Annotated in this window: 24 protein-coding genes; 14 read left to right on the top strand and 10 right to left on the bottom strand. The window is 45.2% G+C overall.

What is annotated here, in order from left to right:
* Nucleotides 1-19: 19 nt before the first annotated feature.
* Nucleotides 20-1,006, bottom strand: a complete 987-nt coding sequence (locus tag QT998_RS18485; RefSeq protein WP_333116832.1) for a hypothetical protein — start codon at nucleotides 1,004-1,006, stop codon at nucleotides 20-22.
* 4 nt (nucleotides 1,007-1,010) lie between these two features.
* On the bottom strand, nucleotides 1,011-1,700 hold the full coding sequence (locus QT998_RS18480; protein WP_333091587.1) for a polysaccharide deacetylase family protein: 690 nt from the start codon (nucleotides 1,698-1,700) through the stop codon (nucleotides 1,011-1,013).
* A gap of 80 nt (nucleotides 1,701-1,780) precedes the next feature.
* On the opposite strand from QT998_RS18480, the gene QT998_RS18475 reads away from it, so the two are divergent.
* The 8 genes from QT998_RS18475 to QT998_RS18440 all read left to right on the top strand — a co-directional run bounded on the left by QT998_RS18475 (nucleotide 1,781) and on the right by QT998_RS18440 (nucleotide 6,763).
* The gene (locus QT998_RS18475; RefSeq protein ID WP_333116829.1) at nucleotides 1,781-2,074 is read left to right on the top strand and encodes a DUF433 domain-containing protein; all 294 of its coding nucleotides are present in this window, start codon (nucleotides 1,781-1,783) and stop codon (nucleotides 2,072-2,074) included.
* A complete protein-coding gene (locus QT998_RS18470; protein WP_333116825.1) occupies nucleotides 2,071-2,442 on the top strand; it encodes a DUF5615 family PIN-like protein in 372 nt (123 codons plus the stop codon). The genes QT998_RS18475 and QT998_RS18470 overlap by 4 nt, the downstream gene beginning before the upstream one ends.
* A complete protein-coding gene (locus QT998_RS18465; protein ID WP_333091590.1) occupies nucleotides 2,435-2,620 on the top strand; it encodes a hypothetical protein in 186 nt (61 codons plus the stop codon). The genes QT998_RS18470 and QT998_RS18465 overlap by 8 nt, the downstream gene beginning before the upstream one ends.
* Nucleotides 2,617-3,384 carry a ChaB family protein gene (locus QT998_RS18460; protein WP_333116821.1) on the top strand — a complete coding sequence of 256 codons (768 nt, stop codon included), beginning with the start codon at nucleotides 2,617-2,619 and terminating at the stop codon, nucleotides 3,382-3,384. The genes QT998_RS18465 and QT998_RS18460 overlap by 4 nt, the downstream gene beginning before the upstream one ends.
* A gap of 224 nt (nucleotides 3,385-3,608) precedes the next feature.
* The gene (gene rd / locus QT998_RS18455) at nucleotides 3,609-3,767 is read left to right on the top strand and encodes a rubredoxin (RefSeq protein ID WP_333116819.1); all 159 of its coding nucleotides are present in this window, start codon (nucleotides 3,609-3,611) and stop codon (nucleotides 3,765-3,767) included.
* A gap of 24 nt (nucleotides 3,768-3,791) precedes the next feature.
* Nucleotides 3,792-5,039 (top strand): NAD(P)/FAD-dependent oxidoreductase, encoded by a 1,248-nt coding sequence (locus QT998_RS18450; protein ID WP_333116816.1) that lies wholly within the window; start codon nucleotides 3,792-3,794, stop codon nucleotides 5,037-5,039.
* Nucleotides 5,040-5,223: 184 nt separating this feature from the next.
* Complete coding sequence (locus QT998_RS18445; RefSeq protein WP_333091595.1) at nucleotides 5,224-5,901, top strand: hypothetical protein; 678 nt, start codon at nucleotides 5,224-5,226, stop codon at nucleotides 5,899-5,901.
* Nucleotides 5,902-5,989: 88 nt separating this feature from the next.
* Nucleotides 5,990-6,763, top strand: a complete 774-nt coding sequence (locus QT998_RS18440) for a class II aldolase/adducin family protein (RefSeq protein WP_333116814.1) — start codon at nucleotides 5,990-5,992, stop codon at nucleotides 6,761-6,763.
* 111 nt (nucleotides 6,764-6,874) lie between these two features.
* Here the strand turns inward: QT998_RS18440 and QT998_RS18435 are convergent, their stop codons facing one another.
* The 4 genes from QT998_RS18435 to QT998_RS18420 form a co-directional block, all read right to left on the bottom strand.
* Nucleotides 6,875-7,777, bottom strand: a complete 903-nt coding sequence (locus QT998_RS18435; protein ID WP_333091600.1) for an Rpn family recombination-promoting nuclease/putative transposase — start codon at nucleotides 7,775-7,777, stop codon at nucleotides 6,875-6,877.
* 37 nt (nucleotides 7,778-7,814) lie between these two features.
* Nucleotides 7,815-8,561, bottom strand: a complete 747-nt coding sequence (locus tag QT998_RS18430; RefSeq protein ID WP_333116812.1) for a HEAT repeat domain-containing protein — start codon at nucleotides 8,559-8,561, stop codon at nucleotides 7,815-7,817.
* 291 nt (nucleotides 8,562-8,852) lie between these two features.
* Nucleotides 8,853-9,389: a GNAT family N-acetyltransferase gene (locus QT998_RS18425; RefSeq protein WP_333091603.1), complete on the bottom strand. Its 537-nt coding sequence runs from the start codon at nucleotides 9,387-9,389 to the stop codon at nucleotides 8,853-8,855.
* On the bottom strand, nucleotides 9,389-9,598 hold the full coding sequence (locus QT998_RS18420) for a hypothetical protein (RefSeq protein WP_194009759.1): 210 nt from the start codon (nucleotides 9,596-9,598) through the stop codon (nucleotides 9,389-9,391). Before QT998_RS18420 ends, QT998_RS18425 begins: the two co-directional genes overlap by 1 nt.
* Before the next feature lie 135 nt (nucleotides 9,599-9,733).
* On the opposite strand from QT998_RS18420, the gene QT998_RS18415 reads away from it, so the two are divergent.
* Together QT998_RS18415 and QT998_RS18410 are read left to right on the top strand one after the other, a co-directional pair.
* Nucleotides 9,734-11,104 carry an Mbeg1-like protein gene (locus tag QT998_RS18415; RefSeq protein ID WP_333116810.1) on the top strand — a complete coding sequence of 457 codons (1,371 nt, stop codon included), beginning with the start codon at nucleotides 9,734-9,736 and terminating at the stop codon, nucleotides 11,102-11,104.
* 298 nt (nucleotides 11,105-11,402) lie between these two features.
* The gene (locus tag QT998_RS18410; protein ID WP_333116808.1) at nucleotides 11,403-12,761 is read left to right on the top strand and encodes a calcium-binding protein; all 1,359 of its coding nucleotides are present in this window, start codon (nucleotides 11,403-11,405) and stop codon (nucleotides 12,759-12,761) included.
* A 324-nt stretch (nucleotides 12,762-13,085) separates the two neighbouring features.
* Here the strand turns inward: QT998_RS18410 and QT998_RS18405 are convergent, their stop codons facing one another.
* Together QT998_RS18405 and QT998_RS18400 are read right to left on the bottom strand one after the other, a co-directional pair.
* A complete protein-coding gene (locus QT998_RS18405; protein WP_194070054.1) occupies nucleotides 13,086-14,450 on the bottom strand; it encodes an MFS transporter in 1,365 nt (454 codons plus the stop codon).
* Between the two features lie 185 nt (nucleotides 14,451-14,635).
* Nucleotides 14,636-16,648 (bottom strand): Eco57I restriction-modification methylase domain-containing protein, encoded by a 2,013-nt coding sequence (locus tag QT998_RS18400; protein ID WP_333091610.1) that lies wholly within the window; start codon nucleotides 16,646-16,648, stop codon nucleotides 14,636-14,638.
* A gap of 151 nt (nucleotides 16,649-16,799) precedes the next feature.
* Between QT998_RS18400 and QT998_RS18395 the strand changes: the two genes are divergently transcribed.
* From QT998_RS18395 to QT998_RS18380, 4 genes are all read left to right on the top strand, one after another.
* On the top strand, nucleotides 16,800-17,042 hold the full coding sequence (locus QT998_RS18395; RefSeq protein ID WP_333091612.1) for a CopG family ribbon-helix-helix protein: 243 nt from the start codon (nucleotides 16,800-16,802) through the stop codon (nucleotides 17,040-17,042).
* Nucleotides 17,032-17,313, top strand: a complete 282-nt coding sequence (locus QT998_RS18390; protein ID WP_333091614.1) for a type II toxin-antitoxin system RelE/ParE family toxin — start codon at nucleotides 17,032-17,034, stop codon at nucleotides 17,311-17,313. The genes QT998_RS18395 and QT998_RS18390 overlap by 11 nt, the downstream gene beginning before the upstream one ends.
* Before the next feature lie 126 nt (nucleotides 17,314-17,439).
* A complete protein-coding gene (locus tag QT998_RS18385; protein ID WP_333116806.1) occupies nucleotides 17,440-19,050 on the top strand; it encodes a family 10 glycosylhydrolase in 1,611 nt (536 codons plus the stop codon).
* Nucleotides 19,051-19,321: 271 nt separating this feature from the next.
* Nucleotides 19,322-19,906, top strand: coding sequence for a Uma2 family endonuclease (locus QT998_RS18380; RefSeq protein ID WP_333116804.1), 585 nt, complete (start codon nucleotides 19,322-19,324; stop codon nucleotides 19,904-19,906).
* Between the two features lie 176 nt (nucleotides 19,907-20,082).
* On the opposite strand, the gene argF is transcribed toward QT998_RS18380, so the two are convergent.
* The gene (argF, locus tag QT998_RS18375) at nucleotides 20,083-21,003 is read right to left on the bottom strand and encodes an ornithine carbamoyltransferase (RefSeq protein ID WP_333091619.1); all 921 of its coding nucleotides are present in this window, start codon (nucleotides 21,001-21,003) and stop codon (nucleotides 20,083-20,085) included.
* 226 nt (nucleotides 21,004-21,229) lie between these two features.
* Nucleotides 21,230-22,240 (bottom strand): tRNA dihydrouridine synthase DusB, encoded by a 1,011-nt coding sequence (gene dusB / locus QT998_RS18370; protein WP_333091621.1) that lies wholly within the window; start codon nucleotides 22,238-22,240, stop codon nucleotides 21,230-21,232.
* Between the last annotated feature and the right edge of the window lie 129 nt (nucleotides 22,241-22,369).

Below are 22,369 nucleotides of genomic sequence, written 5' to 3'. Positions count from 1 at the left end.
TTCCAACCCGATCGAGCGCTTATTTAGAATCCAAAGTCATCTCCATCAACATTTTTGTTTTCATTGTTAATTCTTCGGGATTTCCTGCAACTTTAATAATCATTTCAGAATTAGAATTGATAGAGACGACAGAACGAACAGGCATTAATTGATCCAGTCGCATTATAACTTCTCCCTGACCCTGAGACGCAAAAGATTTTATGGCCATAGTAGAGCCAGCAGGTAATTGGGGTAAAGTCAAATTTTGGGGATTTGCTTGTTGTTCTACGCTAGTTTTGAGAGTAGCAACTCCATCTTGCAAGCCAATCAATTCATAGGTAGCAATTTGATTCAGATTCATGCCACTGACATTAGATGGAAAAGAGATACGCCATTTAGCGCCTTTCCCAACTGCTTCTGCCGGCAGAGGCGAGGCAAGCTGTTGTAAAGATTTAGACATATTTTGAACCATTTGTTTGGTGTTGTTGTCCGCTTCTTCCGGCAAAGTAAAGCTACCTCCTTTACTCGCGCCCCGACTATCCATGATGAAAGAACCTTTCAATCCAACTAACTTTTTAACTGCCGCTCGCATACTATCCAGGGCCGCAGTTGGCAAATTTGGAGTATCAGCAGCAATATCTGCACTAGCGTATAAAAAATCGTAGTGAATATCTCCATTGGTATCAATTTTGGTGACTTTTGTGTCTATATTTAAGACCATTGTCGGAACTTTATTCACCTTCGTACTTCTGCCGGCTGCAGACACTTCCATCTCCATTTTTACAGCCATAGCAGTCGTTTGTTTGACACCTAAACTTGGTTTTAAACGCAACTGTTGTCGGGGTTCGACTCCGGAATTTAGTAGTTCGACTTGAACGGGTTTTGCGTCCATCCTAGGCTCGGATACGTCACCGGCTGGCTGCTGGACGATAAGTGGAATCTCAGCACTGAGGGACGCAGGAGAAAGCTCGATCGCCCATCCGGCACTTGCCAAACAAAGAGATGTAATAAACAGTGTTTTTTTCATTGACTTAATTTCCGGTTATTTGAATATTTGCCTGTTGCCACAGTCGATCGATTGTTACAAATTTGTAACCTTTATACAAAAGCAATGGAATTATTTTATCAGCAGTAGCGGCAACATCTTCGCCGCCGGAATAGCCGTCGTGGAGTACAATAATTGAACCGTTTTCTGTTTGCTGCACGACGCGGCTAGTAACTTTCATCACCCCCGGCCGCACCCAATCTTCCGGGACGACACTCCACATTACGGGACGATATTCCCACTGCTGCAATAACTCTAATGTTCGCGGCGTAAAAATGCCGTTCGGCGGCCGCACGTCCCGGATTAATTCTGGGTCTAAATCGCAAGCTTTGGCAATTGCTTTTTGCGTGTCTTCTAAACTTTGTTTTAGTTCGTGGGTTTTGAGTTTGGCAAACGATATGTGCTGGTAGCCGTGGAGGCCGATCCAGTGTCCGCTATCGTACACTTCTTTAGCCGTTTCTGGATGCCTGTCAACGCAAAAACCCAACCAGAAAAAACTAGCTTTGATGTCGTATTTATCTAAAACTTTTAGCAGTTGAGGTGTGTGCTGACGGTGCGGCCCGTCGTCAAATGTGAGGGCAATTTCTCGGCTGCTGCTATCTCCCGTCCACAGACATCCGGGAAAAGCTGTTTTGAGAATCGGGTGAACGACAGGAAAAAAAGGTGCTAGTGGCATTGGTTAATGTTGCGAAAGTGCGATCGGGTAGAAATGAAGCTGCGTTACAATAAAATAAAGTTAACTCAATCGAGGTAAATATGACAACTGCCGTTGATATTGGAACGCTAATTGTCAGCACGTCTGGAACTTGCGGCGGCCGTCCCCGCATCGCCGAAACTCGAATTACCGTAGAAAATATTGCTATTGATTTCAATGCTGGGCTGACTCCAGAACAAATCCTTGATGAAAAACCGCACTTGACTTTAGCACAAATTTATGGTGCATTAGCCTACTATTATGCGAACAAAGACCAAATCGACGCGGATATAGCAACAGAAAATGCTGAGTGGGAGCGCTTGGAAGCAGAATCTATGGTAGGTAATTTATCGTGACTCAAATTCGTTTGTATCTCGATGAAGATATTCAGAAACAAGCTCTGATATTGGCTCTGCGAAATTCTGGAATAGACGTATTGACTACCTCCGAAGCTAACAGAGTCAGCTATTTAGATGAAGAACAGCTAATTTGGGCAACTGAGCAAGGGCGAGTCCTTTACAGCTTTAATAGGAGAGATTTCAGCAGTTTGCACAGTCAATTTTTAGCGGAATATAGAAATCATGCAGGAATCATTCTTGCACAACAACAGCGTTACTCAGTGGGTGAACAAATGCGAGGAATTGTGAATCTGATGGCTACTAAATCAGCAGAGGAAATGATAAATAACTTGGAATATTTGGGGGCTTATATCAGAGATGAATAAGTCTCTGTCAGAGTTGAGCGATCGCCAATTACAAAATTCCTTAACTCTTTTGATAGAGCCTCAAACTATCTCCGATCGCATTCACCTCTCTCTCAAGATCGATGCGATCGCCCTACAGTCTCCTCCTATACTGAAAACCAGCACAACTAATCAAAAAATTATCAAGGAGAAACAATGACAGAGGAATATCTAGCAGAACGCACAGTTTCAGCCGTATTTAAGGAAGAAGAACAATTAGACGGCGTAATTCGGCGGTTGCTTGATCGCGGAGTCTCCCGCGACCACATTTCCGTAATGGGCAAAAACTTTCAGTCCAAAACTAAAATTGCCGGCTTTCTGACTAAAAAAGATGTAATTTTAGGAGGCTTGCGAAGCGGAGCGATTTTTGGTTCCTTATTCGGTTCTTTTTTGGGTTTGCTAACTGGCGTGGGCGTGCTGTTTATTCCCTTTGTCGGTGCAGTAGTATCCGCAGGCCCGCTGGGTGCTGTACTGTTGGGTGCAGCTAGCGGCGCGATCGCAGGTTCGGCCGGTGCGGGTCTAGTTTCCGCTTTAGTCGCTTTGGGAATGCCGGAAGACAAAGCAACTATCTATCAAACCCGCGTTGAAGCAGGCGAATTTCTCGTGATGGCAGAAGTTCCCGCAGATAAATCGGGCGAATTTCAACTCTTGCTAGAAAGTGCAGGTGGCGAAGAAGTTTCAGTTAACGAAATGACGCTGCCGCGCGCCGTCAAAGGTCGCTGCAACAGTCCGGCAGATTTATCTCCAGAAGTGCGATCGCACCTGTCGGAAGCAGCACAAAAAACCTTTATCGAATCCTACAACACCGCATTTGACGAAAGCAACGACTCGATACAAGCGGAACACACCGCTTGGAACGCCATTCACCAGCAGTACGAAGAAGATGAAAAGGGCGTTTGGACTAAGCCTTTAGCGAAAGTGTAGTCTTCCAATCGCAGTAAACTAATAAAAAATACACTCCAGCCTCTAGAACTGCGGTTCTAGAGGCTTTAACGATTTTAGATTTTAGATGTTTTAATTGTGAAAAACTTATTTTTTAATCATTTGAGAATAGCTGAAAATCTAATAATTTTTTGAAAGTGGTATTGCATTAGGTTGCGTTATCAACTACAATCTACAGGCTTACAATCTAAAATTGAGTTAAGCAAATGCAAAAATTCGTTTGTACGCTTTGCGCTTACGTTTACGATCCAGAAGTAGGCGACCCCGACGGAGGCATAGCTGCCGGTACTGCCTTTGAAGATATCCCCGACGATTGGGTGTGTCCCACTTGTGGGGCGGCAAAATCCGATTTTGAACCAGAATAAGCGAGAAAAAATTTGTCCGATCGAATGCTCAAAATTACAGTCATTGGCGGCGGTGCTGCGGGTTTTTTTAGTGCAATTACCTGTGCCAAAACCTACCCGCAGGCCCGCGTCACTTTACTAGAAGCCGGCCGGCAACTCCTGGCAAAAGTTCGCATCTCTGGCGGCGGGCGCTGCAATGTGACTCACGCTTGTTTTGACCCCGGTATTTTAGTGCAGAATTACCCCAGAGGAGGGAAAGCTCTGCGCGGTGCTTTTACTCGATTTCAACCCCGCGATACTGTTGATTGGTTTGCCAGTCACGGTGTGAAGTTGAAAACAGAAGAAGACGGGCGAATGTTTCCGACCACAGACGATTCGGGGACAATTGTTAACTGTTTGATCCGGGCTGCTGAGGATGCAGGCGTAAAAATTCGCACTGGTGATGCAGTCGTTTCAGTAAAGAAATTAATGGGGAACGGTGCAGAAGACGGCCGCGGAGACACTGCCTCTATGTTTGAAGTTGAGTTGAAATCGGGGGAAATATTTAAGTCCGATCGCATTCTGCTCGCTACAGGCAGCAATCCGTCGGGTTATAAGTGGGCAAAAGAGTTAGGTAATACTGTAGAACTGCCCGTTCCTTCTCTATTTACTTTTAATATTTCTGATAGCAGAATCAAAGATTTAGCCGGAATTTCTGTTCCTAATGCTAAGGTAAAATTGCCTGGTGCTAAATTAGAACAAAGCGGGCCTTTGTTAATTACTCACTGGGGTTTAAGCGGGCCTGCTGTGCTCAAACTTTCGGCTTGGGGAGCGAGATTTTTGCACGATCGCCATTATAAAACCTCTGTGCTGATTAATTGGCTTCCCCAGTACAATGCGGAAGTTTTGCGACAGCAACTGCTAGCGGTTAAGTCGCAGTTGTCCCATCGATTGATTGTTTCTAGCTGTCCGTTTCCGGTGCCACGTCGCCTCTGGGAACGCTTGACAAGTTCGATCGGCATTGATGAGCAAAAACGCTGGGCCGACTTATCCAACAAAATCCTCGATCGCCTCCTGCAAGAACTCGTTCAAGGCGAATATCAGATTGCAGGAAAAGGCGCATTTAAAGAAGAGTTCGTCACCTGTGGCGGTGTCAACCTCAAAGAAGTTGATTTTAAGACAATGGAAAGCCGCCGCTGTCCCGGACTTTTCTTTGCGGGCGAAATCTTGGATATCGACGGCGTGACGGGCGGTTTCAACTTCCAAAGTGCCTGGACTACGGCGTGGTTGGCCGGGAACGCGATCGGCAAATGATACGATTTTAGATTTTAGATTGGGGAATATTTGTTCTGTAAAGGTTTGGGAGTTGCGATCGGGCGATCGGCTTGCCAATATTAAGTTTTGTGTTATTTTTGAATTAAGGCGCACCAAATGTGTGTCCACTTCAGCTTGTAGACACAATTCGCAGTTTTGCGTCCTTCAACATCGGGTGAGATACATGAAAAACTTGAATCTAAAAACCCTAAAGTTCGATCGCAACCTTGACAGCCATCTTGACTCACCTTTCATCGAAAAAAATGGCTTGCTGGAACTCAGCCCCAAATTTATCACTCCCGAATTTTTAACAACCTGGACGTTTGAAACACACCTGTACGACGAACAAGTTGCGATCGACCACTTTGTCATCACATTTCCTAGCCGCACCGAACTCGAAAAATACGCCGAATCTTTCCGCCATTGCGGTGCCAAAACAGTCGAAGGCCCAGACTTATTCCCGATCAACTTTTGTGCGGAAAACATTAATGTTCCCTCCGATTTGTGGCTGCATTTAATGACCTTATTAATGCCAGCGGGCGGCTTAGTAGTATTAGATGCGCCCCACGCAGCCGGCGACCAAAAAAACCGCTTTCAGCAAGAAAGAGGATTAGAAGCAGTTCACCACGTTGCGCTTCGAGTCGAAAACGTGCAGAATGCTGCTAAAATATGGCAAAATAAAAACTTTAAACCGCTATCAGAGCGTCCTCTAGACTACGGCTCATTAACTCAGTGGTTTCTGCAAAACCCTGCCGGACAAATCATCGAATTAATCGAGCGCCACCCCGGCAATAACGCCACCTTCGACTGCAAAAACATCGCAGGTTTGCGCCTGAGTGAAGATAAAGTCAGTAGTCATTAGTTAGTAGTCATTAGTTAACGGTTAACATTTAACAGTCAACAGTCAACAATGCCCAATGCCCAATGCCCAATGCCCAATTCCCAAATCTATGGTTGCAATAAAAATCCCCAAAGTCACCATTCAACCCCCAACATTCAACTCAATTGAAGAAGAACGCCGCCACCGCAAACAACGTTTAGCTGCGGCATTCCGATTATTTGCCCGCTTCGGATTCAGCGAAGGAATTGCCGGACACATCACCGTCCGCGACCCCGAACACCTCGACCATTTCTGGGTCAATTCTTTTGGAATGCACTTTAGTTTAATTCGAGTCAGCGATCTAATTTTAGTCAACCACAAAGGCGAAGTTGTTGAAGGAAATAAACCCGTAAACGAAGCAGCATTTGCCATTCATTCCCAAGTACACAGCGCCCGCCCCGACGTAATCGCAGCAGCCCACGCTCATTCTCCCTACGGCAAAAGTTGGTCGAGTTTGGGCCGCCTGCTTGACCCGTTGACGCAAGATGCTTGTTCTTTTTATGAAGACCAAAGTTTATTTGACGATTACACCGGAGTTGTTTTGGAAATCGAAGAAGCTAAACGCATAGCCAAAACTTTAGGTGAGAAAAAAGCCATTATCTTACAAAATCACGGACTGTTAACAGTAGGTCAAACAGTAGATGAAGCGGCTTGGTGGTTTATTGCAATGGAACGTTCTTGTCAAGCGCAGTTAATGGCCGAAGCAGCGGGAAAACCAATTCTCATCAAGCCAGAATGTGCGCGTTTAACACAGCAGCAAGTAGGATCTCACCGCATGGGATGGTTTAGCTTTCAACCGCTGTATGACATGATAGTGCGTCGGGAACCCGACTTATTAGATTAGAAACTCGGCGGTTGAAACCGCTATTACACAAACACAGTCCGCCTGCGGCGAATCAAGAATGAAGGGGGTATTAAAGCCGGATTTAGTATCAGGACTGCAAAATTTATAAATTCATCCTGACACGGATTCCAGCCAAGCTATCAAATCTTCTTGACTGGTAAAATCTAACAAGATTTCTCCTAAATCCTCTAATTGTTCGAGAGATAACTGTTGGATGCGAGCTTGAATTTCCGGCGCAATTTCACCAGTGCGCCGCACGAGTAGACGCAGGATTAATGCTGTTTGCCCCTCAATTATGCCTTCTTTGCGACTTTTAATAATAGCACCGCGCTGGTCTTCAAAAAACATTTCCCGCTTTTCCACTTCCTCTAATTCCTTAAGGGTTAAATTAGTTCGGCTGGCGATGGAAAAAGCTGTTTTAATTTCGGGAATTGATGCAAATTTTTCAGGCATTTCATCGAAGAGGGGAGCATTTTTGATAAAATAAATCCAGCTTTGAATTAGGTTTTCGACTTGTTCTAGTTCTTTGTTAAACTTGGGAAGTTCGACAAACACTAATTCGATTTCTCTGTTATAATACTCGAAGTTTTCTTCGAGTTCTTTAAATACAAAATGGGTGAGAAATTTTTCTGTATTTTCAAACAGAATAAAATCTGTAATTGTTAAAGCAATCAGAGGATTTAATTTAGAGTATCCTTCCCTGGGTCTGAGTTGAGTTGCGTAGGTTTTGGCGGCATTGTACACTACCCGTTTAGTAAAAGCTTCTACATTTATTACCTGCATTTCAATAATTACAGTTTTGTTGCCTGTAATTTTGGCTTTAACATCCAGGTAAGTGTCTTTTAATCCAGTAACGCTCGGCGCGGCGTAAGGGTCAATAATTTCTAAGTCTTCAATTGTTGGCTGTGCGTCGTAGAGCATCGCATTGAGGAAGCTAATCAAAATTTCCTTGCTCTGGGGCGAACCAAAGATTTTTTTGAAACCAAAATCTGTTTTAGCACTGATGAAAGGCATAATTAATAGTGGGTAATTGGTAATGGGGGCGTTTAAATCATAAAAGTCCTTCCATTTCTAAATCTTCAATTATCTGCAATCCGCGCGGGTCGCCAACTCGCAAGAGCGAAGATTTCGCATCTTCGCGCACGCCCATATCTTGATCTTCTTCTAATGATTCAATCAGAGCGTCGATCGCCCCAGCGTACACTATATTATTCGGCAATTCGCGGGCCAGTTGCCCGATCGCCCAAGCAGAGTTGCTCCGCACAGCAGACACAGCATCTCCCCGCAGCGATTCAATAAGCGGCGGAATCGCTGCAATCACCACATAGTAACCAACTTTTGCCATTTGACCCAGAGAACTCGCCGCCCACAAACGTACCGCCGAAATATCAGTTCTCAAAGCATCAATTAAAGATGGCAAAGCGCGGGGATCGCTGCAATTTCCCAGGGCCCAAACTACCCCTTTGCGAACGTAACCGTTCCAGTCGCGGTTGAGCTGAAGAATCAGCGGTTCCACAGCATCGGGACTTGGATTTCGCCCCAAAGCATAGGACGCGCTTACCCGCACCAAGGGGCAACCGTCTCTCAACAAATTAATTAAATGCGAAATCGCGCGATCGTCCTGCAGTTCGCAAAAAGCCCGCGCCGCAATCATCCGGTGCTGAGGTTCCGGGGATTCCAGCAAAGGCAGCATTTCCTCTGGATCTGGCAGCGGGGGTTCGGATTCGTCAAATTGATCCAAAGGGCTTTCCAGTTCCGTCTCAATATCAAGGGCGTTGGGGTAGTCGTTATTGTTCATAAAAAAACTTTACCGCACAGAGGATGCTCCGGGTGCAACTCAGTCATCCGCCAGCATTCAGCAGTCAATAATTGTAGGGTGCGCGCGGAGTACCTTACCAAAAACAAATATAGCCTTTCTCAAAAGGTGAGAACTTGAGATTTGAGATTTGAGATTTGAGGATTGAGGGGTCGATCGGTCAATATCTCATATAAGAGTTCGAACTGCTGTTACCTAAGTTTGCAGTCAGGACTTCATTCCCGATCGTTTGGATGACTAAAGTCTTGATTTTCAACCAGTAAAATTCATCTTTCACAGAGATTTGATCATCCAGACGGAATGGCTCTCATAGCCTAATTTTTGATATAGATTCATGGCAGGCTGATTGCTCAAAAAAACTTGCAAACCAATTTGCCGATCGCCCCTGGAACGTGCCCAATTTTCAGCATGAATCACTAAAGCTGCACCGAGTCCCTGACGGCGGTGTTCCGGCGCTATGTATAGCAAAAAAATGTGACCGTGGCGCAATCCAGTGGTTTGGTCGATCGCATTTCCCAGCCACAAACATCCGACAACCGATTTGGAATTTGGCGCTGGAGATTTGGGATTGAGATACTGCGAGGGAAGCACGGGCAAACTTTCTTGCTCTTGGGGGCTGTTTTTCAGGCACTCTATCCACCAAAGCGGCGTCTGGTTAGAAAAATACTGTTCGACAGTTTGAGACAAATGTCCCAATTCCCCATCCGGGTAAAGCTCTCGGTAAGTCCGGTGCAGGAACTTTACCAGTTTTGCCCGATCGAGTCCCGATCCCGATCGCAGCGCGTAGCCCGGTATTAGTTGAGCAGACATCAACGGACTCGGACACCGAGAGCGACATCATTTAGGCCCAAGAAAATTGGATTCACCACTGCTGCTTGCTTTTGGGGGATCTCTTCCTCAATCGGTGCCGGGGCAGCCATGTCAGCCGGCAAAAAGATGCGAGCGCTGACTGATACCAGAGCTACGAAAAATATTAATATCGCTATAAAGGGAGCAATGTATTGACGAATGATAGCCATAACCGCAAAAACTTAATTCTTGAGTTGATTTTATCAATTGTACCATACAAATCTTGTCAGCTATAATGCTGCCATTGGACAATTAGCTCTCAAAAAGAGCGATCGCCAGTACCAACAAACACAAAATATAAGATTATGAGTGCCTCGCCAGCAGTTTATGAAGCTCTAGCTAAGTCAATTGTTTTTTTGAATCAAAAGCCCAACGCGCAGAATGACGTGGCGCGTTTCCTGGATACTAACGGCTACTATATCGATCGCATATTCGACGACCGAGAAACTGGATTTTATGCGATCGGCTTCGGTTCCTCCGACTCCCGAAATCCGCCAGTCCTCGTATTTAGAGGTACAGATTTCATCGACGGCGATACTATGTTTTCCGACTCCCGCGACATCGGCTTACCAGAATTTGAAAAAAACAAAGATAGCATCAAAAGCTGGCTCACAGAAATCGGTCAAGATACTGCTAAAAACCCCAGCAAATTATTGCCCGATATCGTCGGTCACAGTTGGGGCGGAGCGATCGCTCAAATCACAGCCACCGAATACACATCTATCACCGGCGACATATTTACCTTCAACTCTCCCGGAGTCTCAACCACTACATTCAACGCTTTTCGGAAAAATCTCAGCAGAGTTGGCAACAAAAATGTCAATCACTACATTGTCAGCGGAGATTTCGTCAGCTTGTTTGGCGAAGCATTTATACCGGGAAAAGTATTTATCCAAAATTTTACAGATCCGAGCATTAATCCCTTAACTGTTTTGGCAAAACATCGAACAGAAAATTTATTAAGCGCTCCGCCCGCAGATTTTTTCCAGAGGCAAATTTCCGTCGAAGACTTAAACCAACCCGACTTTGCTTATAACGACAACGACTCAGATTTTAACGAATTTATCGCAGCGCTAAATTTTGCCCTGCCCAGTGTGTCAATAGCAATGAGAAAGAGATCGGGTGTAGAGAGTTTGAGAACAGCACCAGAATTTTCTTTTGTGCAGTTAATCAGAGAAATACAATACGGTTTAGCTCCTCTGCAATCGAATTATTTATTGGGCGACATTCGCAACAATACTGCTACCGGTGGCAAGGGCGAGGATACCATGCTCGGCAGCAGAGGTAACGATACTCTTAGAGGTAATAGAGGTAATGACAGCATCACCGGTGATGAGGGTGACGACTTCTTGTACGGCGGCAGAGATAACGATTATTTGGAGGGTGGCGACGGAAACGATTTGATGTCCGGCGAGTTTGGCAACGATATTTTGATCGGCGGTGCGGGGCGCGATCGCTTTGTATTGGAATCCGGCGGCGGAGGCGATGTAATTGTCGATTTTAAAAAGGGTGAAGATTTAATTGCACTATCGCGGGGGCTAACTTTTCCTCTAATTATAGTCCGCCAAGGTGGTGAGGGAGCTGTAATTTCTATCCCAATTACTGGCGAAATTCTGGCTACTCTCACAGGCGTGTCGGCTAGCGAGATTACTCAGTCTGATTTTGTGCAGCTTTAGTACGAGAAAAATTTGTAGTTTTGGTATAGCCTTTCTCAAAAAGATGAGGTACTATCCGGCATTGAGCATGGGGCATACCTCACTTTTTTGAGAACCGCTATATCGTAAAAGCGAACAAACCTTAGCAAAAAATATGACGTATTTTTTGCTAAGTTTTATTGGCTTTTTTGGTTATGATTTTACAATTTTATAACTACAAAATTGGATAAATTAATATTGTTAATTAATCAAATTTACAGTAAAATCAATTAACCAGGTTAAACACTAATGCCCAATTCAAATACAGGAAATAAAAAATATGCCTTCCTCCCCCGCCGTTTACGAAAATTTAGCGAAACAAGTTGCTTACATAGATGACAACCCCCAGTTTCAAACTGTAGTTCAAACTGGTTTGAGCGCTGCCGGCTACCAAATCGATCGCACCTTTGACGATCCGACAACTGGGTTTCACGCGATCGGCTTAATATCCACCACCCCAGACAAACCGCCAGTTCTCGTATTTCGGGGCGTTGACCAACCGCTCGACGAAGTTGCCAACACAGACCCGCGAGGCATCGGTTTCAACCAATTTGAAGCCAACAAACAAGCCCTAGGAAATTGGCTGACAGAAATCGGTCAAAATACAGCCAAAAATCCCGGCCGCTTGCCACCAGACGTTCTCGGACACAGCTTGGGCGGTGCCTTAACCCAGCTAGCCGCCAGCGAATTCACATCTGCGATCGGAGATGTGGTGACATTCAATTCTCCCGGAGTCGATCAAAGCACAGTCAATACTTTTACACAGAAAGCCGGTACCAGCAAAAATGTAACTCACTACATTGTTAGCGGCGACTTTGTGAGTTTGGGAGGAGAAGCTTTTCTGCCAGGAAAAGTGTTTTTACAAACATTTACCAACCCGATTATTAACCCGCTATTAGTTCTAGAAAAGCACACGCAAACAGGTTTATTAACAACTCCTCCTCTCGGTTTTACTCAAACAGAAATTTCTGCCAACCAATTGAGCAGCCCAGAGTTTACTTTTACAGATTCAGATTATTTAGAACTGCTAGCTGGCGTAGACTTTGTGCTGCCAGAATTGGGAGCTGCCCTGCAATCGCGCAGCACCTTCGAGCAATCGAGAAACGCTCCGGGAGCATCCTTTTTCGGAAACATTCTGGCCATCCAAAATGCTCTCAACCAATCTCAACCTAATTATTTATTAGGCGACGATGCCAACAATACAGCCACAGGTTTTGGCGGCGACGATATTATTATTGGTAACGGGGGAAATGACACTCTCATCGGCAGTCGCAACAATGATATTATCAGCGGTGGCACCGGCAACGATCAGCTATTTGGCGGCAAAGGAGATGATAATTTGGATGGGGGAGATGGGGACGATACACTTGTTGGTGGAATTGGTGCCGATATCTTAATTAGTGGCCTTGGACGCGACGTATTAGTGTTAGGAGCCGGCGCAGGTACAGATACAATTATAGACTTTCAACAGGGTCAAGATTTAATCGGTTTGACCAAAGGTTTGACTTTCAACCAACTGAAAGTTACTCAAGGCGATGTTTCAACAACGATCGAAATTGCCAGTAACGGCGAAGTTCTTGCCAGTATTCCTGGCATTTCAAGGAGTCCGCTAACAGCTAGCGATTTTATTGCGATTTAGTTCGCGGCTGGCCATACAGATATTCGGTAGGGACACAACATTGTTGTGTCCTTATTTTATGAACGCAAGCGCACATAATTTATACTCCAATACGCTTGGGATAAGAATAATCTGATTTCCTTTCACAAGTCGGGAACTCTCATAAATGCGTGAAATGAAATTCGTCGGAAAGCGCTAACCCAAGCGTATTGATTTATATTCATTCCATGATTACAAACATCAATATTCCTCTAGGGAGGGGTTCACCGAAATCTCCAAAAGTAGTGCAGACATTGGTAAACCCGACCCGCCCGAATATTATAGTTATAGCGATCGCACTTGATATTAATCGAAATCGTCCAGTCCAGGTCTGGGCATGGATGCTAGTTTTTTCTCATCTTCTAGGGGCAGAAAGAAAATCGTCAGCATACCGGGAATCACAGCCAGCGCGCTCATCAAAAAATAATTTTGATAGCCGAGACTCGCCTGCAAGTAGCCGCTAAAAACGCCCGGAATCAGCACTCCAGCGGCCATAAAAGCCGTTGTAATTGCATAGTGGGATGCTTCGTATTCAGGGCGGACAGTCCGCATCAAGAACACTGTATAGGCAGCTACGCCAAGTCCGTAAGTAAATTGCTCGATCGAATTTACGGCATAAGCCCATTCAATCCCCGGTTGATTGATAGCCAATAGCCAATAAAGCACGTTAGTCGAATTTTGCAGAATAGCCGTCGGCCACATCCATTTTTTCAATCCTTGTTTGGCAATTAAATAGCCGCCCAGCAACCCTCCTATTAACAGAAACATTACCCCTAAAGTACCGGATAATAAGCCCATATCCGACGTAGAAACTGCTAATCCTCCTTTCTCAACTTTATCCATCAAAAATGGAGGAGCCATTTTAAACGTCAAGGCATCGCCCAAGCGAAAAATCAAGACGTAAGCCACAATCCAACCTATTTTATCTTGCTGAAAATAAGTTTTAAATGCTTCAATAAAGCTGGTTCTTTGTTGAGGAGTGTCGGATTCCAGAGCGTAATTGCGAGGATAGGGAAGATACCACCGCTGAAAGAGATATATCAGCACAAACATAATCGCACAAATGCCAAAGGCTGTCGCCCATCCGTAGTTAAGCGCCGACACGCTAAAATCCGAACCGAAAAGTGACAGCGGAATGTTTTGATATATTTTGGTGTCGCCTGTATTTCCGGTCACTAAATGGTTTTCGGCCAGTTTCCCGGCTAAGAACACCAATAAACCGCTACCGGCAATGACAGCACCTCTATAAGCCGTGTTGCGAACCCCGACAAATAGTGCTTGTTGGTCTTTATTTAGAGTGTTTAAATAAAATCCGTCAATGGCGATGTCGTGAGTAGCTGACACAAAGGCGATCGCCGTAAAGATCACAAGTGATATAATAATTGGTGCAGGCGTTAATACACCAAAAGCCAGGAAAGCAAACAGAAAAGCACAAATGATTTCGGTGGTTAAAATCCACTTGCGTTTGGTGGAATACAAATCAACTACTGGGCCCCACAAACCTTTTAAAACCCAAGGAAAAGACAACAGACTTGTCAATCCGATCAATTCGTTGCTGGTTCCCATACCTTTCAAAAAAATCACCGACATTAAATTAACGACGGTGTAAGGGAGACCTTGAGCGAAGTATAATACTGATACCCACAATCCAGCGTTATGCTTTTTTTCCATTGCAGAGATATTTTACCTAGTTACTTATTTGATTTACTGAGTGCGATCGACAATTCCGGTCAATTCAACCCCTGGCATCACAGTATATGCCATTCCGATGCCAGCGGCAGCCATATAAATAGTGCATTTTAGCATCATTCTGGCTCAAAACTATTTTCATTTTTTGAATAAGCCTGCAAAAATTTTTATCCGTTAAAAGAAACGAGGTAAGCCCGAACATTCTTGTTCCAGTCATAAGTGCCATAGGTTCGCAGCAGTTCCAAAGCACTTTCTTCTATCTGATATGCAGTTTTTGGACTATTCACCGGACGTTCGGGACTGTCAGGATTAACAACAATTAAACCTGCATCTAGAAACTGATGCACAGTCTGGCGGCGCACAGTTTCCCGCGTATTTGGTGCATATTTTTTACTGTACTCCTCCTCCATAAATTCCATAATTGGTGTGATTCCCCGAAGTGGAGATTTTGCCAATTCCCAAGCATCCTTTGGCTTGAGGTCAAGCAAAGCCAGAAGGGTTAAGGCGGAACGTTCGTTAAGCTGACCTTTGGGAAAACCCAGCGCTGCAAGTATTTCTAGAGATTCATCAATACGGTTCTTGATTGTCATTGGGCTATTTTCTAACGGATTGGTCGCCTTCAGCAGTTGTGTCTCGACAAGTCGATCGAGTTCCCGCTGTGTAGGAAATATTTCTCTTATTTGAGCGCCAAGTAAAAGTAATTGCTCTAGATTAGGATACTTCAAATTGCGTAAATCCGTAGCATTAACTTGAGTGTGTCCGTTGAACAGTCGGAAAAACCCATCTACCAAACTCGAATTTAGATAAACAGTCAATCCCCGCGCTAGAGTGAGGTCTAATCCGCGTCCTTGTTGGTGAAAGTAATTTAAATGGTTTTCAAAACCAACGCTAGAATTATTAATTTTGTCGGAATCCCAAACAACTGCAACAATTCGCTTTTGTTCTTCCTTTGACGAAAAGCGCTTGGTCAAAACATAATGTTCGTTGGGTACGAGGAGTGCAGCAGTTTTTTCGGTAATTGCTAAAGCTTGGTGCTTTTTGGTGGCGGTGGGATATTCAACAAACCCAGCCGATAAATGGGCTGGATAAATCAGTGGAACTGCATCTTTTTCTAGTTCTAGCCGCAAGTCAGAACCAACGCGAAAATCTACAACTTTTCCGGTGGAAACTGTCAAACCTAATTCTTGTAGCGTGCAAGTAAATTGAGCCATTTGCTCAACTAATTGCTGGCTGAGGGCATCGGGCAAAATCCGAATAAATTGCTCGGAATCTTTGGGGTTAACTACATCAGTATATCGTATATTATGACACAAAATTAGATCGGCATCAGCACTGTTACTTGAGGTAATCGTTACAGTATCTGGCTTTTCTATTTGTTTGGTAGCGCGCACAATAATTGTTTCTTGCAAAACAGCATCATCGCGAAATATTTTCTGTCGCGATTCAAAGATATGTATTTGGCGTAAAGCCATCATTTGTAGGAAGACTTTACGAAAATCTCGAAAGTATAAACCGTTGCAACAACTGCGGGGAGTAATTGACACTAATTCACCGTTTGGTTTGAGCAAGCTAGCGGCGGCAATCATAAAACCAGTGTAGAGATTGCCGGTTTCTACTCCTATAGAACGCAGCCAGGTACGCACTTGGGATTTAGCTGGGATTTTAGCATAGGGAGGATTGATGATTGCATGGGTGAATTCCAGTTTTTTTGAGTTTGTAAATAGATTGGAATTCAACATTTCAGCAGTTTCTTGAATAAAGTCTACTCTGCAAATTTTACTGGTAAAAATTATGCCAAAGTTCTGACATTCAATTCTGCACAATTCTAAGGTTTGTTTGAGGTAGTCAATCAAAATAATATCAATTTCATAAGCTGTTACCTGCATGGTTTGCGGTTTGTTTGGGCGCTGGCAAAGCTCGCAAACAACGGCTGCTATAAGGGAACCAATACCTGCACCTGCATCTAATAATGATATATCGGGACACTTGAATTCAAACATTCCCGCCATCAAACTTGCTGCGGAGCAAGGTGTCAAGAATTGTCCTTTTTCTCCTCTCTGGTTTTGCTGCAATTTTTGGGTTGCTTCTAACCGCAGGAGGTCTACTCGATCGAGTAAATTGCTGGCTGTTGTGTTGCTGTCGCCCGGAATGGCTAGGGTTGGAAATTGTGGTGCTATCATTTGTTAAGAAAAGTGCGTTAGTGAAGCCCGCCCCTGCGGGGGCTACGCCAACGAAGAGGATCGCCAGTTTAGTTTATTTTCGTCCCAAATTGGGATCTATAGGCTATCATGGTAGCATTCTAATCTCTTCCCCTAACAGCAAGAGGCAGCCATGAATCAAGAAAATGTGACGTTTCCAATTGATAGCGAAAAAAAAGAGGCGCTGAGGGCGATCGCTACTGTTATGGATCGGGATCTCAGTTATGTTTTGAATGAAGCCATCGCTTCTTATCTGGAGATTTATCAATGGCTGCTCGATGAGATTAACAAAGGGGTTGCCGAGGCCGAAGCTGGAGACTTTGCCGGCGATGATGAAGTCCAAGCAGTTTTTGCCAAATTGACTAATGAAAATTAAGTGGCTGCGACAAGCTTTGCGAAATCTAGAACAGGCTCACGCATATATTGTCAAAGACAATCCAGAGGCAGCAAGGCAATTAATTTTAAGGATTCAGAGTGCTGCAGGTCAACTCGCAGAGTTTCCTTTTACGGGCAGAATTGGTCGCGTAGAATCTACTAGAGAACTTGTCATTTCCAATACATCTTATCTGATCGTCTATCGAGTAAAAGAAGAAAGCGTAGAAATTCTCCGAGTCCTTCACACATCAAGAAAGTATCCAGAAAATTAGGTGATGTTTTCGATCGCCACTTGAGCTTATTTTCTTCTAAACTTGCACCGATGTGCGAAAATGTCAACCGGACTCTCAGACCAAAAGTCCGTAAAAGACAGTTCAACGCTCTCTCACACATTGTTCATGCGTAAACACAAAACATTCTTTTTGTCAAGCTGGTTCGCGATCGGCTTAACAATTAGTTTTCTGCTGATTCCCGGCTGGTTCTCAAACCTCCCAAACCGGGCGATCGCCACACTTCCCCCACAAAGCGCCGAATTTCGGGCCTTCTGGGTGGACGCATTCAACCCAGGTTTCAAAACCCCTCAAGAAGTCACAAAGTTGATTGCAGACGCGCAGAGGGCTAATGCCAACGCGATCGTTGCCCAAGTCCGCCGCCGTGGCGATGCTTTTTATACGAGCGCGATCGAACCCCGCACCACCGATCCCAATGTTCCAGCCGGTTTCGATCCCCTCCAAGATTTGATTGACAAAGCCCACGCCGTAGGTATTGAAGTCCACGCTTGGATGGTGACGCTGCCGGTAGTTTCTGGCGGCAAACTTCCCGCCGGTCATGTTTGGCAACAACACGGGCCTACTGCTTCTGGTAGGGATAACTGGGCGATGCTGACTTCGAGTGGTGAAGTTAAAGGTTTCCTCGATCCCGGCCATCCAGACGCTTTAGATTATACTGTTTCCGTGTATTTGGACTTGCTGAAGCGCTACGATGTGGACGGCGTACAGCTAGATTACATCCGCTACGGCGCGCCGAATTGGGGCTACAATCCTACTTCGATCGCCCGTTTCAACCAGCAAAACGGTCGATCGGGCAAACCCGCACCCACAGATCCCCTGTGGATGCAGTGGCGGCGCGATCAGGTGACAAATTTAGTGCGAAAGCTTTATGTAGAAGCGCTGGCGATTAAACCGCGCGTGAAAATTACTGCGGCGACAATCGCCTGGGGAGACGGCCCGAAAAGCGATCGCGACTGGATGCAAACGCAACCTTACAAAGAAGTTTTGCAAGATTGGCGCGCTTGGCTGGAAGAAGGTATTCTCGACATGGCGATGCCGATGACTTACCAGCGCGAATACAAGCGATCGCAAAAACTCGCCTATGACAACTGGATCGAGTACGCCAAAAACCACCAGTACAACCGCCAAATTGCGATCGGCCCCGGCAATTATCTCAATTACATCGAAGACACCCTCTCGCAAGTCCGCCGCGCCGAAGCTCCCTCAGCCCTTGGGAATCACGTTGCGGGTACTGTCCTGTATTCCTACGCTAGCAGCAACCTGTACACCAACGTCGAACTGCGATCGGGCGGCAACAGCAGAGATTTACCCCGCCAGCCTTGGAAATACCTGCCGAAAAGCAACGATCTATTTTACACCGCCCTCTCGCAGCCGAGTCAATACGTTGACGGCGCTACGGGCAGAACAATTCAAACTCAGCCGGTGTGGGCCATGCCGGCAGCGGTTCCCGATATGCCTTGGAAGTCGCGGCCTACTGCTGGGGCGATCGCCGGAAATTTGCAGCAGTGCGAACGAACTTGCGACGGTGCGAGTTTGACTTTGCAGGCAATCGATGCTAGCAGCAAGGTGCGGCAACTGCGTGCCGATGGTAAAGGATGGTTTGGGGCGATCGAGCTTTCGCCCGGTTCTTATCAGTTGAAAGTTGACGGAAGTCAAATTCAACAAACAGTTAATGTTGTCGCCGGTGAAGTTACAAAAGTTAATTTCGCCAGTTTGTAGTTTGTGGGGTTCCCAGCGCATACCTTACTAATTTTTTGATTGATTGCAGATATGTAGGTTGGGCAGAGTGAAACGCAAGTTCATTCTTGGACTCAACCTACATTTTTTTTATTAACCGCAGAGGGCGCAGAGGGCGCAGAGGGAGATCGGAGAGAGGCAAGGGTTTAATCAGTTACGGGGCAATTCTTAGGTCGGTGAGTGAAGTAGGATTTACTCAGAAGTGTTAAAATTAAATTATCCTGGATTGAAGTGCGCTATTGTCGGTGAAGCTATGTTAATCACAGAAGCCCCTTTCACGCTCCGCAAATGGACGGTTAAAGAATATCAAAAACTCGGAGAAATCGGGTTTTTTCACCCAGAGGAACGAGTTGAATTAATTTCAGGAAATATTCTCAAAATGAGTGCCAAAGGAACTGCCCACACTTCTGCCACTAGACGCACTGCGACGCTTCTGCGCGATATTCTCGAAAACCTGGCTGCTGTCTATACTCAAGATCCGATCGCCCTCGATGACAATTCCGAACCAGAACCTGATATCGCCGTAGTCAGAATCGATCCCTTGGATTACGCTACTCACCATCCGACTCCTTCAGAAGTATATCTAATTATCGAAGTGGCAGACACCAGCTTGGCTTACGATCGCGAAATTAAGGCCAAAATCTACGCGCGATCGGGAATTGCGGATTATTGGATATTAAATGTAAATGAGCGACAACTTCATGTTTTTCGAGAACCGACTGAAGACGGGTATCAAAGCGAAATAATTCTGGGGGAAAGCGCGAGTATTTCACCGCTGCAATTTCCTGCTTTTAATATCGCAATTCAGCAAATGTTGCCGCCAATTATACTCAATTAAAAAGCTTACTGATTTTTTTTATTAACCGCAGAGGGCGCAGACGGCGCAGAGAGGGAAGAGGAAGACAAGTATTTAATCTGTAGGTGTGAACCAGGGGTTTAAACCCCTGGCGGACTGCCGAACTGGCGACATATTTACTGGGGAGATATTTCAGGAATGAAGTCCTTACTACAAACTTAATCGCTTTCTAGAATTCCCGCCAGCAAAGCTTGCTGAGCGTGCATCCGATTTTCTGCTTGCTCCCAAACGCGCGATCGCGAACCTTCAATCACCGCATCCGTAATCTCTTCATCCCGGTGTGCCGGCAAACAGTGCAGTACAATTGCATTGCGATCGGCAAACTCCAGCAATCGCTCATTTACCTGATAAGGCTCAAACAAGGGAATCCTGATCTTAGCTTCTTCTTCCTGTCCCATACTCGCCCAAACATCAGTATAAATTACTTGAGCATTCTTAGCCGCCGCTTCCGCATCAGAAGTTACTGTAACTTCTGTTTTTCCATTAGCAATTGCCTTAGCCTTTGCCACAATTTCAGGATTAGGACGAAAATCTTCAGGACAAGCAATTCTGACATTCATTCCCGTCATAGCACAGCCCAACATCAGGGAATTAGCCATGTTGTTGCCGTCGCCAAAATAAGTTAATGTCACTCCTTCCAGCCTGCCAAAACACTCTTTAACTGTCATTAAATCCGCCAAAACTTGACAGGGATGTTCATCATCTGTCAGTGCATTAATTACAGGAATTTTGGCATAATTTGCAAAAGTTACTAAATCCTTTTGATCGAAAGTCCGAATCGCCAAAATGTCTAAATATCGGTCTAAAACTCTGGCTGTATCGACTAAAGGTTCGCCACGGCTCACTTGCGTAACGTTCGGATTGAGGTCAACAACTTGCCCTCCCAACTTGTACATTGCCACCGTAAAACTCACCCGCGTTCGAGTTGAAGCTTTAGAAAATAACAAGCCGAGAACTTTAGTGCGTTTCAGCTTGACCATTCCCGATTTTAAACTGGCTGCTAGATCCAGCACATAATTTAATTCGTCAATACTTAAATCTGCCAGACTTAATAAATCTCGCCCTTTTAATGAATCCATACTTTCCCCATACACAAATTTCTAGCTGTGTCTTAAATCTAAGCCCGCTTGCGTCGGGTTTTGTTTCTGTTACCGCTGTTTTACTCCGCCCAAAAACGGAGATCTATCCACGTACAAGCGTCGTGGATAGATCGAAATTTTAGACTTTTGTTCCAGATATTAGATCCATCTGTGGAGTAAATCTAAAATCTAAAATCTAAAATCTAAAATCGACTGTGGATCTGGTTTATGCGGGTAATTGTTCGATCGCGCGATCGATCCAATCGCAACCTTGCTCCACCGTTTCTACCACCGCCAACACGCCCCGCAATTCCCCAGCGCCTGGGAAACCTTTAGCATACCAGGTTAAGTGCTTGCGCGCTTGAGACACACCGCTTTGACCTTTATATTCCCACAAAGCCCGCAGGTGTTCCTTAGCACATTCGAGTCGTTCAATTGGTGTCGGAGGTATCTTTTCCACACCAGTTTTCAAGAAATGATCGACTTCTCCCACCAAAAAAGGATAGCCCAAAGTCCCCCGCGAACACATCACTCCGTCAGCACCGGTTTCTTGAAGACACCGCACCGCAGCTTCCACTGAAAAAATATCCCCGTTACCAATTACAGGAATCGATAAAACTTCCTTAACGCGGCGAATCCATTCCCATTTTGCCGGGCCGGTGTAACCTTGCGATCGAGTGCGACCGTGCACAGTAATCATTTTTGCTCCCGCATCTTCCATCCTCTGAGCAAATTCCAAAATATTAATTTCTTGGTCAGTCCAACCGATGCGAGTTTTAACAGTCACAGGAACATTTACAGCTTCCACCACCGCCCGCACAATTGCCTCGGCCGTTTCCGGGTCTCGCAGCAGCGAAGAACCGCCACCGTTTTTAGTAATTTTGTTCACCGGACAGCCCATGTTAATATCAACAGTATCCGCTCCTTCTGCTACGGCTTTCTGCGCCGCTTCTGCCAAGAAATTCGGCCGGCAGTCAAATAATTGAATGCTAATCGGGCGTTCGTTTGGATCGATTTCCATAATTTTTGGCAATTGCTTCACGTAGTGCAAACCCGTAGCGTTGACCATTTCGGTGTACATCATCGAATCCGGGGCGTAGCGGCGCACCAAACGGCGAAATACTAAATCAGTAACACCTGATAAGGGCGATTGCAGGACGCGGCTTTTTACTTCCAAATCGCCTATTTTGAGCGGAGTTGCTAATCTTTCTTTTAATTCTGGAGATAAAGTAAGCATAGTCGATCGCACTTTAATTCTAATATCTGTATATTCTACTACAACTAAGATATTTTTTCAGTTATTAGCCAAATCTTGAGCCGAAGATTGAGCGATCTCATTTTCAGTAGATTATCCCAAATAACCAAG

The organism is Microcoleus sp. S1D4, from assembly GCF_036700765.1.
Taxonomy (GTDB): Bacteria; Cyanobacteriota; Cyanobacteriia; order Cyanobacteriales; family Microcoleaceae; genus Microcoleus.
The sequence above is the reverse complement of the archived record's forward strand: the minus strand, read 5'-3'. Positions and strand labels throughout refer to the sequence as shown.